Genomic DNA, 13,745 nt, shown 5'->3' on the forward strand with positions numbered 1-13,745 from the left:
CCGGCTGATAACAAATTTTCACGACAGGGAGGTGAAAGCATATTATCTTTTAATCAGAACGAGTATAACGTTTCATAAAACCCATACACAAACAAATGTTATTGTGAGGAGTGGATCGATGAAGCAATCTGTTGTTTACAAAAGACTTAAGACTGCTTCGCTGTCGCTCGCAATGACAATAACATATGCAGACATTTTTGTGAAACGCTACACGAGGCACAATCCGAGACCTAAAATTGGTGAGCTAACCCTGAAGGAGTCACCTGTAAAACTTATCACAGAAATCACCCACGCCACGTATTGTGATTTGCTTGAATTACATAATAAATGTATAGATTTTCATAGCGCTAAACGGTTAGGTTAAGTTAATTCTCATATTTTCGTAGTGCGGAATATTCCTGTATTGCGCTGTACGCGGACCTCTGCATCTTTCTAGGCCTCATTTTTAGTATCTTCTAATAGTCCATTAGAAATGCATTCATTTATAGCGTCACCCAGCACTCTGCTTTTTATACCAAAGAACTCTGAAAATTTTCTGTATGTTTCGGCCTGTTTAAAGTAGTTGAGATGGTAGACATGCTCTGACGATTTATATGCGTGGCTTAATGTCTTTTTACCCTGAATGCCTTTCGGCCAGTCAACAATCATTTTGTCTGTATCAACCACTAAATCATTTGCGTCACCGAAATAGATATCAGCAATGCCGTCAATGATATCATCACAGACCCCACCCCGGAAGATTCCTGAAGGTTCGAAATCAGATCCAATTGTGTCATACGTTACATTCCCTTTTATACCGCCGCTTTTTGTGTTTAGCGTGGCAAGAAACTCAGAATTGGGATCCATTGCCCAGATGCCGGGGATTGACTGATCCTTGATTTTTTTGGAAATAAACTTTACCAACCCACCGGCGAGGGTAAAGAAAATTTTCATGGATGCCCCGCCGGCGAAAAAGAAGATATTGGTTAACAGATTGAGCATTTTGGCCAATGATTCCCATTTTCTGGTATCTGCCAAACTAGTTCCATCTGCGGGACATGCAACCATTATTACTTTATCCACATATTGACATCCATCATCCGTAAGCTCAACAAGAGACCGCAATACAAGGCCACCCCGGCTATGAGTTACTACATCAAATTTCAAACCCTCATCTAAAAGATGAGAATCCTTCAATTTCATGAGCATCTCACTGGCATTCTCTAACGGGGTTTTTGACAAGGTAAAATGGTCATATCCCAGGATAAGAGGATAATCATCTTTGAATGTCTCTAAAATTACCGGCGGTACATTTTCAAATCCACCCTCAAGAGAACTCCCCGTTCCATGAATAAAAAGGAGCGCCTTCTTTTTGTCTTTTATTAAAGCCCTGATATCATCCCAATTGGTTATCGGATCGGTCTTTGAAAGACCTTCAACAAACCCTTTCCGATGTTTGATAAGCTTAAAACCTTCTTTCATTGCCTCTTTTTCAAAGGACTGTAACATCTTCCTGATAGCTTCAGAACTGCCTTCCCGGAACCAATCCGTTGCAAATGTAACGACATAGACAATTTTACTCCATATCCCGCGGGTCGTTCTATCCTGCACCTTAAAAGGGATAGTAAAAAAACTTATTGGCCGTGTCTCATCAACTAATACCTCCCTCTGGTTCCCGTCGTCTTCCTTAAAATGCCATGTCCAGACGCCGTCTTCGAATGAGAGAAGGATGGTATCTTCTTCCGGTTCTCCGGGTTTTTTTGATGTGCCGCGCACAGCAAGTCGAATTGGTTTTACCGATTCTTCTATACCGACAGTACGTTGTTCACCAGGACAGAATTCCAGCGCTTTTTTAATTCTGAAGTATTCTCCATTTTCCAGAAAATCGAGACATGCCGGATGATAAGCATCGCCAATTGAATCACGAACTCCATCCTTTGACTTCCGGTTTGCTATGTCGGTCAGATCTCTTACCGTTCCGGTAAATTCGGACGATCTGAGGAGAATCACATCGTTTGAAATTGCACAATTTGTATTCTTCGAGGAGATGCGCATCTGTCTTAACGCCTCTTTTTTCCTCTGTGGTTTAAAATCTGATGCTGAAAGGTCAGAAGAGTCCGGGATGGTGAAGTCTTTCGGCGGATGTCCTTCTTTGCATGTCAATGGATGGCCATATTCACACGTGGATTCACGTTCAGAAGGGGCCGAAAGGAATCTCATATTTTTCAATTTTTTATTCCCGTCCATTTGCGGGATCTGGCTGTATGAATTAAAGGAGAGACTGTTTTGTACCTTTGTTACGAGTTCCTGGTACGTTATAATTCCCCGTGCGTCACGTATTGTCTTGCAGAGATAATAGGTAAAGGCGCCTGCGTAATTATTATTAATATTTGCATCTGCTGATGTTTGATCGTCCATGCAGCCAGCCAGAAGAATGTGTTTCGATGCTGCAGAACCTTGAGACCCTTCGCCCTTTTTATCCTCCTTTATTCTTGATGCGAGCCTCCGTATACCTACTTTTTTACCATAACTTCTCAAAGCAACATCTGCAGGCGGCTCAATAAAACGAGATTGTATTTTCATCTCCGTCCGTGGTAATTGCAATCCGGACGTCAGCAATTCCAGATCTCTCGTTGCTGTTCCTGAGTGACAGGAATCAATACAGACCGTTAAAAAAATGCCTTTGGGTAAACGATCGATAACATTGTTAAAATCATCATCAAGAAGGTAGGAATCCGGATTCCTGAAATCCATATCATGTAAACACAGAATTTCATCCAGGTTGTCGTCCATTTCGTCTCCATCAATGTCTTGTATCTGCGAACCGTGTCCTGAAAAATGAAATAGCATTAAATCTCCCTCTTGAGCTCCGTCTAAAAGCCAATCGAAACAGTTCATCAGGTTATTTCGCGTGGCGCCTTCATCAACAAGGGTGCGGATCTCGTCTGTTGAAAATCCATAAAAACTTGTCAGGATATCAGCCATATTCCGTACGTCATTGACACATCCGTTCAAGGGTCTAACGTATTTGTACTTATTGATTCCGACTAATAACGCTTTCTTAGCCATTTTTCACTCCTTTCAGAAGTATTTGAATCTCTCAAACTCCAATCTGGCATCGACAAACCAGGTTTATCCATCCATCTTTACGCATTGAGATTCTAACTATAATCAAACAGGAAAGACTCAGGCGTTTATTGTGCCATTCCACAGTTGGAATTCCTTTATCTCGTTCGGCCTCGCATCGTCGATCGTAAAAAGTACATAATCAACAGATCTTTGACTCCCAAATACGATATCGTCCTTTTTATACTTGCTGGGAACTATCCGTTTTCTCCAAGTGCCGGTATTTATGTAATATTTTTCTTTCCCATTCCTTACGTCCAACAATTGGGCATAGCTTTCGTGGGTATGGCCAAAGAGAACGTAATCGCACGTACGGCTGATTCTGTCCATTGCCTGTTTTGCATAGAGGTCTTCCTGATTAAAAAAGCCGGAAAATTTTTCATATAATTTTGCCATGCTTGTACTCGTAAGACAATCTAGACCCTTTTTGAGTTTAAAGTAATCATCCCAGTGTTTTTCAGCCCATTTGCTAACAAATGGTTTACCAGAGAATACCTCAAGGAGGCTCTCCCATTGTTCTTGCAGAATATTCTTTAAATCTCTTCTTTCCTGGCTTACGTAGTGGATCCAGAATGGTGCAATTGATGAAGGTCTCAGATTGTCGATTTCCTGAAGCTTCTCAAAGATATTTTTATCATTTTGGAGATCATACACTTTTTGGGGATATACATTAATTAAAAGAGTCACAATCGCATCGCCCAAAGGATTCAGGGCATCACCTTCCGGATTTTCAATATTTATCGTCATGTTGTATACATCGTAATCGTTACCATGCGCTGCATAGATAGGCAGATCTCCGGCGGGATATGTCCATGGGAATTTTTCCCCCGTGGGTTCATGACCTAGTGCAACCTGTATCTTTTTCCTGATATCATCATATCCTTCACTGTTAATTAACCGATCGTGATTACCCATTACATAGGTAAGAGTAGTACCTAGTTCCTTTTTATAATACTTTAACTCATCAAAAACAGGTTTGTTTTTTTCAAGAATATCATTTACGATGGCATCAACGGTAACCTTAATAATCTTTTTGTCTGCCCATGGCTGCATTTTCCCTTTCCATCTTGTTGAGCGAATAATATCAATGAAATCTCCTAACACAACAAGTTCCAGCTTTTCATGCCCGCCGGCATCGAAAACATCTCTTTCAATATCATTCCAAAAACCTCTTAAGGTATTCAGCGTAATATTATGATCACCCGTAGTGGTATCAGAAAGATGGATATCACTGATAAACACCTTTGTGGACACAATCTCCTCCTCTCCCGTAAAATTTACTGTTTCCCTGAAGACAAGCGTTATAATGGAAATCTTTCAGATATCGTAACGATTTGGTCTTATGAAAAAGGTAGCATCGTTCCTTGCAATCAGCCTCTGCGGAGGGCTTCATCGTGGGCTCAGTAATATGATAAACCATCTGCGCTACGTATGTTATTTCATGTCGATTGCATAGAAAGGTACGAATATTCAAAGAACCAAATTGTTGCTAAATATCGTATTCCGATAAAGACAGAAAAAAATATTACTCCCTAAAAGAACTGAGCCAATTGCTGGAACAGCGAAATTGTGCCCATACCCCCCAAAGGCGTTAAAATGGCCATTACGATGGGATTTTGCAATGAAATGGCCGGTGAGAATGCCCCATTTTTTATATTCCGGATTTCATTCATAACAGACTCGATCGACCTGGATCTCTGTTCAATAAGTTTGGATTTTTTGTCATTGAATGCATCTATGTTTTCAGGTAAATGGGTATTTATCAATTTTAACAATTCTTCACGCAAACCGGAGATCATTTGCTTCCGCACCCTTTTTGCCTCAGAAAAGAGAATCATTGTGCAGGCTAAAGCAATCATTGTGGTTAATCCAATGACCATCGCCAGGGGAGCGGTCCATGTCCAATTATCAAAATACTTGTGACGGGAGACCAGGAGCAAAAACAAAATCAGAAATGGGTACTTTATCATTTCTCCAATGACTCTCGTTTTTTCCCCGATAATTTTCATGATAAACCAGTAAGCCAGGGTATCGTTAGCAATTTGTTTGTCATAGGTAGTCAGACATTCTGCATATTTCAGCTTACACTCATTAATATCTTTCCTGCAGGGGTCGTCTCTCAGCGAGCAGTGTGCGCTTAATATTTTTGGCGTATTTCTTATATATTCTGAATCGGAATCTATGAATTCCCTGATAAACCTTATGCAAAGCCATGTGGTATTAATTACAAACGCAATGAGGATTAGCATGAACAGGAGACTTAAAAAGAGAATGCATATGTCCACCCACCAACTGAGTTCACCACGATAAGGGATAAGTGGTTTGCCACATTTCCAAATAAATACACTACCCGCAGCTAAATATCCTCCGGCTGCAATTCCGATAAAGAGCCAGTTATTCTTTCGTTTGTTACTGTCTTGATATTTTTTCCATACGGTAAGGATCGAATGATGTTTTTTATCTGGCGGATTTATGTCTGTGTTTGGTTGAGGAAAAAACTGACGGATCCTTTTTCGATTAAAAATAAGGGCTTGAATCGAGAAAAACAGGAAATATAGGGCGAGGAGTCCACCAGACAGGCGAAGCAATTCCGTTGGCCAAATACTAATGCCGTCAAAAAATGTTATCGGTTCGCCATCGCCGTTCCATGATGATAGGAATGCATAAACTGTTAGGGCTGCAAAAGACGTCACACAGAAAGCAAAAAAACCTATCCAATTCTTCTTCCATCTCCGCGTCTTCTTTAATCCGATATTTTTAGTCCTTTGTATGTTGTAATAACATAAGCCGCCAAATACGCTTACAGGGAGAAAAAACAGGAAAAACAGGCAGAACAACCAATCCCCCCAATCCAAGATCCACTCCCAAACTCTCCAGCCTTTTAAAGAAACCTTGCTGCTCCAGACATCCCGGCGATCAGGATGTAAGGCTTTTTCACGGGAAGAATTTGACCGGCTATCAGGAACCGGAGTCAAATCGTAAGCACACCGAATTCCAATTTCAAAGATACGGGGAAGAATTTTGTTGAAATCAGGTTTGTTTATAATACCAAGCGCCTGAAGCGCTGCAGCGAATAGAGAGGATTGGTAGACAGAGCGAAAGGGGGGGATTCCACCCTGAAGATCGTGGTGCAATTGAAGCCCATAGCTGGATGCCACAATAAGATTTCGCGTCCAGGGAAGTTCTGTATAGTGGAAGAGCCGGGCATCCAGGTCGGTAGTGAAAAAGATAGCGCCTGGGAACTGCTCGCGCAGCGCCCGTAATATAAGCAACTTGTCGTATATGTCGTTGCCAAGGACACAAATCGCAATCACTTTACGTTTAGTATACTCCTGGATTATTCTATTGGTCAGACGGCGTATATAATCAAACTGATCCTGCCCAAAAGGTTGTTCAAAAGCTGGCATGAAATAACTGTAACCAGGCCGATTCTCATTTTTTCCCCCGGCATCGGCAGACTTCCCTGGCGATGCACGGGAACTAATATCCTCATTGGATAACACACCATCAATGCCCCGCATGTACTTGAAAACGTGTATCTTTTCAAGTAAGGAAAGGGTATTCCGCGAATTAGAACTTTGGCTATAGTTATCGCCAGCTTCCCGATCTTTATCTTTCAGCAATGATATGATGAAAGATACCGGTAAAGCGCGTCCGTAAAAAGTATCCCAATCGCTAACAAGGACGATGTCACCGGAATCTTTTCCGCCAATCTTTTTGATACGCCGGCTCAGTTCTTCTACTAATGTATCCGTCAATTCATGGTCCGTGTGAATGGATCTTTGTAAATTAACCTCTTTATATTTCAAAATTAGCTTGAAAATAGTATCTTCTTTAAGGAGATCGTCATCTTTGTCCTTTTTAGGAATACCATAAGTCTCTATTTCCTTATACATGTTGACAAGCATATCCAATTGCACCGGCATTTTTATCATCATTAAAAGCGGGTCAGCCGTTGCCCAGGGTGAGTACATCTCAAATTTCCCTGCGAGTCCGTCCGCCGTTTTCTGTATTTCATCCTTTAAAGCATTCTTAGCGGCTTCAAACTCTGTGTTCGCCCTTTCTAAATCACCTTTGGCGCTAAGATATTCATTTTTTCTCTTTAAATAATTATAGAGAGTGGCAGTATCCGGAAACGCTTCTGAAATAATTTCTTTAAGATCAGTAGAATTGGTTGGGCCAAGGACTTTCATGAGTAATTGAAATTTGCTATCGAAACATTTCTGTATGTCTACAAACAATTCCTCTAATTCTTTAAATCGTTCTTTTTCAAAATATTCGTCACCCAGCCAGAGAACAAGCACTGCATCGTGCGGCCTTTCACGTGACAACGAATTTACTGGTAATGGATCCGAGGTAAACCATTCGTAGGGTATTGTACGAGGCTGGCCATGGATAGCCCTTTCAAAATATCCGATATGTTCCGCATGTTTTGGCTGGTAACCGGCAACATGGAGCGCCGAAAGCACGGCATACCGGCTTCGCAGGCGTTCCTCAATATTTTCGCTGAAGCATCCTGCTGTTATCATAACGGGTAGGATTAATACGCTGTGAATTTTCGGGTCTAACTCCGGTTTAAAATTTTTAGAATCTCTGTCCTTTTCCATTATTTTAAAAGATTCATCCTGGGCCTTCCTGTATCGGATATGATTTTCAACCGCTTGAAAGGGATCCTGCCACATTCGTGCCAATACATCTTCTTCACCTAACGGTTGTTCCAAATCTTTTTCAACCAGGGGAGGACGCAAGGTATCCAAAGGGGCGTAGAATTTAAAAATTCCGCCTGCAACGATGGCGATGATGAGCAAAAGGGCAGGAATTGGATACGAGAATTTATCTTCTTGTTGATCAGCCATAGCAACGTATTAACAGTCTCGAAATAGTAGTTATAAACTTCCGGAATAATTTGCCTCGCCCGATGATTTTACCGGGCATCTGGAAAACAAACACGGCTAGATTCCCGCTAAAAACATGCGGAAATGACTACTCTAAGGTACGGACTATTATGATGCCCTTAATAATTCCTGAACCATTCTCATAAGGGCATTACAAAACAATAAATAAAAAAGCCTTACTGCAAAAATGTTTATTTGAAAACATTTTCGGCAGTAAGGCTGTCTTTTCTACATCATAGAAGGCGTATGCCATACGCCCCTACAAAAGACCCTTTACTTTGCGTCCCCTGATCGCTCAGGGTTTGCCTTTATCGTAATGCCTTTTTCATGATACCGTTCGTGCGAACACCATAAATAACGTACCAGTTTATTTTTTCATGTCAAGGAAAAACAATAATAGAGTTGTTGAGGGTGGAAGATACCCTGATCATATTCAAATGAGAAAAAAAATTAATCCTGTGTACTGCAACCAGGTTCTAAGCCAACGGAAATTTACCGGTAAAGAAATGGAAAAACTCCTGGTTATGTAAACTTGAAAACTGAGAAGGATGCTAACAAATGAACAAGAAAGGTTTGTGACCCTGTGCCACTTTCTTTCATGTTCTTCGATGGTGTGTTGAGATGAACGACCTGTAGAGCTGCGAAGTCTGGAAATTAAAGCGGGCGTATTATGGGGAATTTTCATACTCCTGGTGAGTGTGGGGCAGATAAAACGAGATAAGCTTATGGCAAGAGATGAGGGCTTTGCTATCAGCGAGACGGATAAAAGGGTAAATATTCGGTGCGGAAACAAAAAAGCAAGAGACATTCCGTAAGCGCCAGGAAAGAAACGTGGCCGGCGATGCAAGTTTGGCATCATACCCATTTCATCGGTGCAACTGCCAATAAAGGGCTAAGATGGGATACTGGCTGCTGAAGAGTTCCGTTAACCAAGGAGAGTGCGTCTGATTGGCAAGACTGCTCAGACGTCCCCCTCAGTACGAAAATACCATGATGCAACCCAATCCCCGGATCAGGAAGGGCGAAGGGGGGATGTAAAATATCTGCGAAAAGAGAAAGATTTTACACAGGGCTACTATGCTTCGCCAATTTCCTTCCTGCCAGCGCTAATCCCCTTTCTTATAAAAAGTCAACGTTGTCCGGTTAGAACTTTGCGGGTACGTTTTTGTCATACCCGAACGCTTTTGTCGCGTAGCCAGTGAACCCTGAACTTCCTGGATTCCCGCTAAAAACATGCGGGAATGACCTCTCGAGAGCAATAAAACAAGACGCGCAAATTTCTAACCGGACAACACTGCTCTTTACCATGCGGGTTCAGGTTTGTAACCTGAACCCCATAGTTGGAATTCATACCAACGGATAAATCAAACTATTCGGTTCAAGTTGCAAACTTGAACCCGCCTGGCGCAGGTCAAGCCGATCCCGCGTGGATTTTGCCTTTATGATACACCTGATAATCTCACGGCTCTTTTCCCTCAGTTCAGTCCCCAGGGTGTATTTATGATAACGGCTAAAGTTCCTGACAATCTCTTCAAAATAGACCGTTAGGTCTAATGCCTCCTTGTAAATCGGAAGATGCTCGTACCGTGCCAGGGTAAATATGATTCTCCAAAAAATAGCGGGCAGGGGTAAACCCCCAGCACCCTCAAATTATCAAATTACTCAAATCACCAAATCACGGAGCATCATAGCCGTGTCCGCTTCGTACACACCATACGTAGCCAGTGAATTCCTTACCGCCGTTGCCGTTCACGGAACCATCGCCGAAATACACGTACCACGCGCTGCCGATACTACTAACATCAGTAGTAGACGACCAATAGCCGCTCAACTGCACATTGGTAAAGGGATGGCCACTGGGCAAAGCAGGATTGCTCTGCGCCGAATCTACCAGACTTGCCAACTCCTCAACCGTAGGCAGCCGCCACCCCTTACGACCTCCCACACTCTTGGTATAGGCATAAGACACAGCATCAGCCCACGCTCTGGCTTCTGTATCCGGAGACTTCTCCCATACGAGCCCCGTCTCTTTATCCAGCACACCTTCCCCATCCAATACTATTTGAAAACGCTTTGATGCCTTCTTTATCTTCGTGCTCCATGCGGGTCGAAGTTCCTTCGTTGTCCTTATGGTTTGCCCGGAAAGAGCGGAGGGCTCCAGATCGTCCGCACTGGCAAACCCACCATACGTTACAGAAACTATCCATACAGACATTAACCATAATAATTTCTTACTCTTCAGCTTCATCGTTCTGCCCTCCTTCTAAAAAAATTTAAAAAAGATAAAGATTTAGTTTTTTTAAAAACCCTCTATATGAGTAATGTTGTCTTGTAGGGGCAGGTTTGAAACCTGCCCCTACTGCATTTAACATCCGGTTTTTATCGGAAATTTTTAAAAAAACTAAAGTGTTACAATCCATCCTTTTGTAAATAAAAAAAGCCTTACTGCAAAGATATTTTCTGAAAAAATCTTCGGCAGTAAGGCTGTCTTTTGTGATACGTATTTCCGTATACGCTTATAACCCGATGTTTCCTTGTTCCCGCACGTCCGTGTACGGACAAAGACCCTGTTACTTTGCGTCCCCTGATCACTCAGGGTTTGCCTTTATCGTTATGTTTTTATTTTTAATTGATAACTGAGTGTGTTAGCGTGTGCAGGATATATTATTTTTTTCCCATGTCAAGAAAAATATTAAAAAATATGCACATGCCTCGCCTTCATAGACTAACAAGTTTTATGATGCCATTTCCCTTGACTGTCTTCGTGTTACTGATAAAATAAGAGTCTTTTGTAAATTTTATTTTACATCATATCGGTATTTACGTTTTCCGGGACATAAAAATATTATGGAACATTTCGAACAGGAACGCCTTGATAAACTCCAAAAGCTGCGGGAAAAGGGGATTGAACCCTATGGCAGGCGGTATGACAATACCCAATCGATTCAGTCGATTTTGGATAGCTTTATCGCAGACCGGGATGATATAAAGGTCAGGGCAGCCGGGCGCATCTCGACCATGCGTCCGCATGGAAAGACGGCATTTTTAGATATAAAGGATTGGACCGGAAGGATACAAGCATATATAAAGCTGGATAAGGTTGGCCCGGAAAAGTTTGAGGTGTTTAAATTGCTGGATCTGGGTGATATTGTCGGTGTGGAAGGCGTACTCTTTAAAACCCGAACCGGTGAGATTACGATTTATGCGGATGATTTTACCATCCTGACAAAATCTCTTTTAACTCCGCCCGAAAAGTGGCATGGCCTGAAGGATGTTGAGCTAAGGCACCGGCAGCGGTACGTCGATTTATTTACCAATACCGAGGTCATGGATACCTTCCTGAAACGGATAAAGATTATGAAGCATATACGGAAATTCCTGGATGACCGGGGTTTTGTAGAAGTGGAAACCCCCATGATGCAGTCCATTCCCGGTGGAGCCGTGGCACGGCCTTTCATCACGCATCACAATGCCCTCGATATCGATCTCTATCTGAGGATTGCACCGGAACTCTATCTGAAACGGTTGCTTGTGGGCGGCATGGAACGGGTTTATGAGATTAACCGTAATTTCAGAAATGAAGGCATCTCTACACGGCATAACCCGGAATTTACCATGATGGAACTCTATCAGGCCTACAGTGACTATCATGGCATGATGGAGCTTACGGAGAGTCTGGTGACATCACTGGTCAAGGAATTATATGGTGGATTCGAGATTCCTTTTGGGGAACGGAAGATTAATATGACGCCGCCCTGGCGCCGTGCAACTTTCTGTGAATTGCTGAAGGAATGTAGCGGTGTGAGTTTTGAAGACGAGGCGGGGTTGATAAGAAAATCGAAGGAACTGGGACTGGAGACCCAGGGCGTGGACAGGGATAATATGGCCAACACTATCTTTGAGCATGCCGTAGAGCCAACGCTGAATAATCCTACCTTTGTGTTAGACTACCCCACCTCGATTTGCCCTTTAACAAAGACCTGTGAGCACGATCCACGTTTTGCCCAGCGGTTTGAGCTGTACATGGCATCGATGGAAGTGGCCAATTCGTATTCCGAGCTTAACGACGCACCGGAGCAGGATAAGCGGTTCCGTGAACAATTAGGAACCGAGGCAGATATTACCGGGAAGATAGACGAGGATTTCCTGACTGCCTTGAAGTACGGTATGCCGCCAGCCGGCGGGCTGGGGATTGGCATCGACAGGCTGATCATGATCCTTACCAACAACGTTTCCATTCGGGAGGTTATCCTCTTTCCGCTTCTAAAACCGAAATGATTTTGCTAATTGTAGTGAACGAAATAAATCATACCTTCGGTTACCGTGTGATATATCCCAAACCCATGCGTATATTCAAACAACATGGACAAACAAGGTTGTCCATGCCACCCTGTAACCCGTTTAAACCAATGAGAATTCCTATACAATCAAGTTACTCACTCCTATCGAAAGGGGAGTAGGAGGTTGTGATTTTTCAAGAAAAATGGCTCTTCTAATCCCCTCTGTCTCCCTTATTCTAAAGGGGATTTGTCTTCACATTCGTATCGCTAACTATAATTCACCAGACACAAAGGACGCCAAGAAAAGTTTACATGACAAAGATTGATGAACCTTTATATGTAGCAATCTCTCTGGATATCGATCCGGATGCCAATAGCGCTGTGGAAGGTCGGCATGATACCCTTTCTTTTCCTATAGAACATGGCAAAGTAAGCATCGAAGCCTGCAGGAAGGGACTGCAAAGGATACTGGAATGCCTGGACTTCTATGATATAGACGCCACCTTATTTTATGAGGCACGAACGGCCCAAATGCTTATTGCAGACAGGATGGATTTACCCGGATTATCCGAACGGCATGAAGTGGCCTGCCATTCCTTGAAACACGAGGATTTTTTAGGAAAGGTCTCGGGTATGCCTATGGATGAAAAATCCATTGATAATGCAGTAACAGAGGCTAAGGGGATACTGGAAGATATTTTTAAGAGAGATATAAAGGGGTTTCGTGCGCCCTATACAAGAATCAATCGTGCTATTGTAAAAATCCTGGAACAGACAGGGTTTCAATATGACTCCTCAGAGACAATAGCTATGGGGAAGGAATGGAAAGGGGGGCCGTTTCCCCTTGAAATGTTTGATTCGAATCTTCTGGAATTGGCATTACCATCCTTTTATGATGCAAAGGGCAGAAGGATGTCTTCTTACCTATGGGCAATTTTTGAGGGCCGGAGGGTTTCTGGCGATTATATTGATGCAGTTTTGTGGGCAAGAAGCATAGCAAAAGGCGGGCTCTTCGTTTTTTCGATCCATCCCTGGCATTTGTATGTAGATTGTCAGGGAAATCCATTTAACAGGGAACAGGTACAAAAAAACTGGGAGAATTTGGAATATATACTTTCCCAGCTCAAACAGATGCAGGAGGTGCAAATAATCCGACAGGATAATTATTTGGATCAATGGTTACAATTATGACATGGCAAATTCTTTCGGAAAGATTCAGACTCACTGCCAAACAGTCTGATTTCTTTAGCTTGCAGGCGGATTATGGAACGGATATTTAAAAATTCCTTAATCATAAAGGAAAAGTAATTCTTACCGTCTTTTTACCGGTCGCATGCGGGTTCAGGTTTATCACCCGCTTTCAATATTTTGAATAGTTAATATTCCTACTGCCCGCACAGAGCGCTAGTCCTAAAACAAGCGAGGTTTAAAAAACCTCGCCAATCATCCTAAATTCAGCCCTATT

At 42.5% G+C, this 13,745-nt stretch carries 7 protein-coding genes and 2 riboswitches; of the genes, 3 read left to right on the forward strand and 4 right to left on the reverse strand.

Annotated features, from left to right (window positions below):
* Positions 1 to 118 precede the first annotated feature (118 nt).
* Positions 119 to 364: a hypothetical protein gene (locus tag BIY37_RS08325; protein WP_070067381.1), complete on the forward strand. Its 246-nt coding sequence runs from the start codon at positions 119 to 121 to the stop codon at positions 362 to 364.
* A 68-nt stretch (positions 365 to 432) separates the two neighbouring features.
* On the opposite strand, the gene BIY37_RS08330 is transcribed toward BIY37_RS08325, so the two are convergent.
* The 4 genes from BIY37_RS08330 to BIY37_RS08345 all read right to left on the reverse strand — a co-directional run bounded on the left by BIY37_RS08330 (position 433) and on the right by BIY37_RS08345 (position 10,248).
* Entirely contained in the window at positions 433 to 3,048 is a 2,616-nt protein-coding gene (locus BIY37_RS08330; protein ID WP_070067382.1) for a caspase family protein, read from the reverse strand.
* Between the two features lie 117 nt (positions 3,049 to 3,165).
* Positions 3,166 to 4,359 (reverse strand): metallophosphoesterase family protein, encoded by a 1,194-nt coding sequence (locus BIY37_RS08335; RefSeq protein ID WP_070067383.1) that lies wholly within the window; start codon positions 4,357 to 4,359, stop codon positions 3,166 to 3,168.
* 278 nt (positions 4,360 to 4,637) lie between these two features.
* Positions 4,638 to 7,961, reverse strand: a complete 3,324-nt coding sequence (locus BIY37_RS08340) for a hypothetical protein (protein ID WP_070067384.1) — start codon at positions 7,959 to 7,961, stop codon at positions 4,638 to 4,640.
* A gap of 245 nt (positions 7,962 to 8,206) precedes the next feature.
* Positions 8,207 to 8,317, reverse strand: a riboswitch (cyclic di-GMP riboswitch).
* A 1,358-nt stretch (positions 8,318 to 9,675) separates the two neighbouring features.
* Positions 9,676 to 10,248 carry an Lcl C-terminal domain-containing protein gene (locus tag BIY37_RS08345; protein WP_070067385.1) on the reverse strand — a complete coding sequence of 191 codons (573 nt, stop codon included), beginning with the start codon at positions 10,246 to 10,248 and terminating at the stop codon, positions 9,676 to 9,678.
* Between the two features lie 223 nt (positions 10,249 to 10,471).
* Positions 10,472 to 10,614, reverse strand: a riboswitch (cyclic di-GMP riboswitch).
* Between the two features lie 233 nt (positions 10,615 to 10,847).
* On the opposite strand from BIY37_RS08345, the gene lysS reads away from it, so the two are divergent.
* Both lysS and BIY37_RS08355 read left to right on the forward strand, forming a co-directional pair.
* Positions 10,848 to 12,278, forward strand: coding sequence for a lysine--tRNA ligase (gene lysS / locus BIY37_RS08350; protein WP_070067386.1), 1,431 nt, complete (start codon positions 10,848 to 10,850; stop codon positions 12,276 to 12,278).
* Positions 12,279 to 12,592: 314 nt separating this feature from the next.
* A complete protein-coding gene (locus tag BIY37_RS08355) occupies positions 12,593 to 13,471 on the forward strand; it encodes a polysaccharide deacetylase family protein (RefSeq protein WP_070067387.1) in 879 nt (292 codons plus the stop codon).
* The last annotated feature ends 274 nt before the right edge of the window (positions 13,472 to 13,745 follow it).

The sequence above is a fragment of the Candidatus Brocadia sapporoensis genome, assembly GCF_001753675.2.
Classification (GTDB): Bacteria; Planctomycetota; Brocadiia; order Brocadiales; family Brocadiaceae; genus Brocadia; species Brocadia sapporoensis.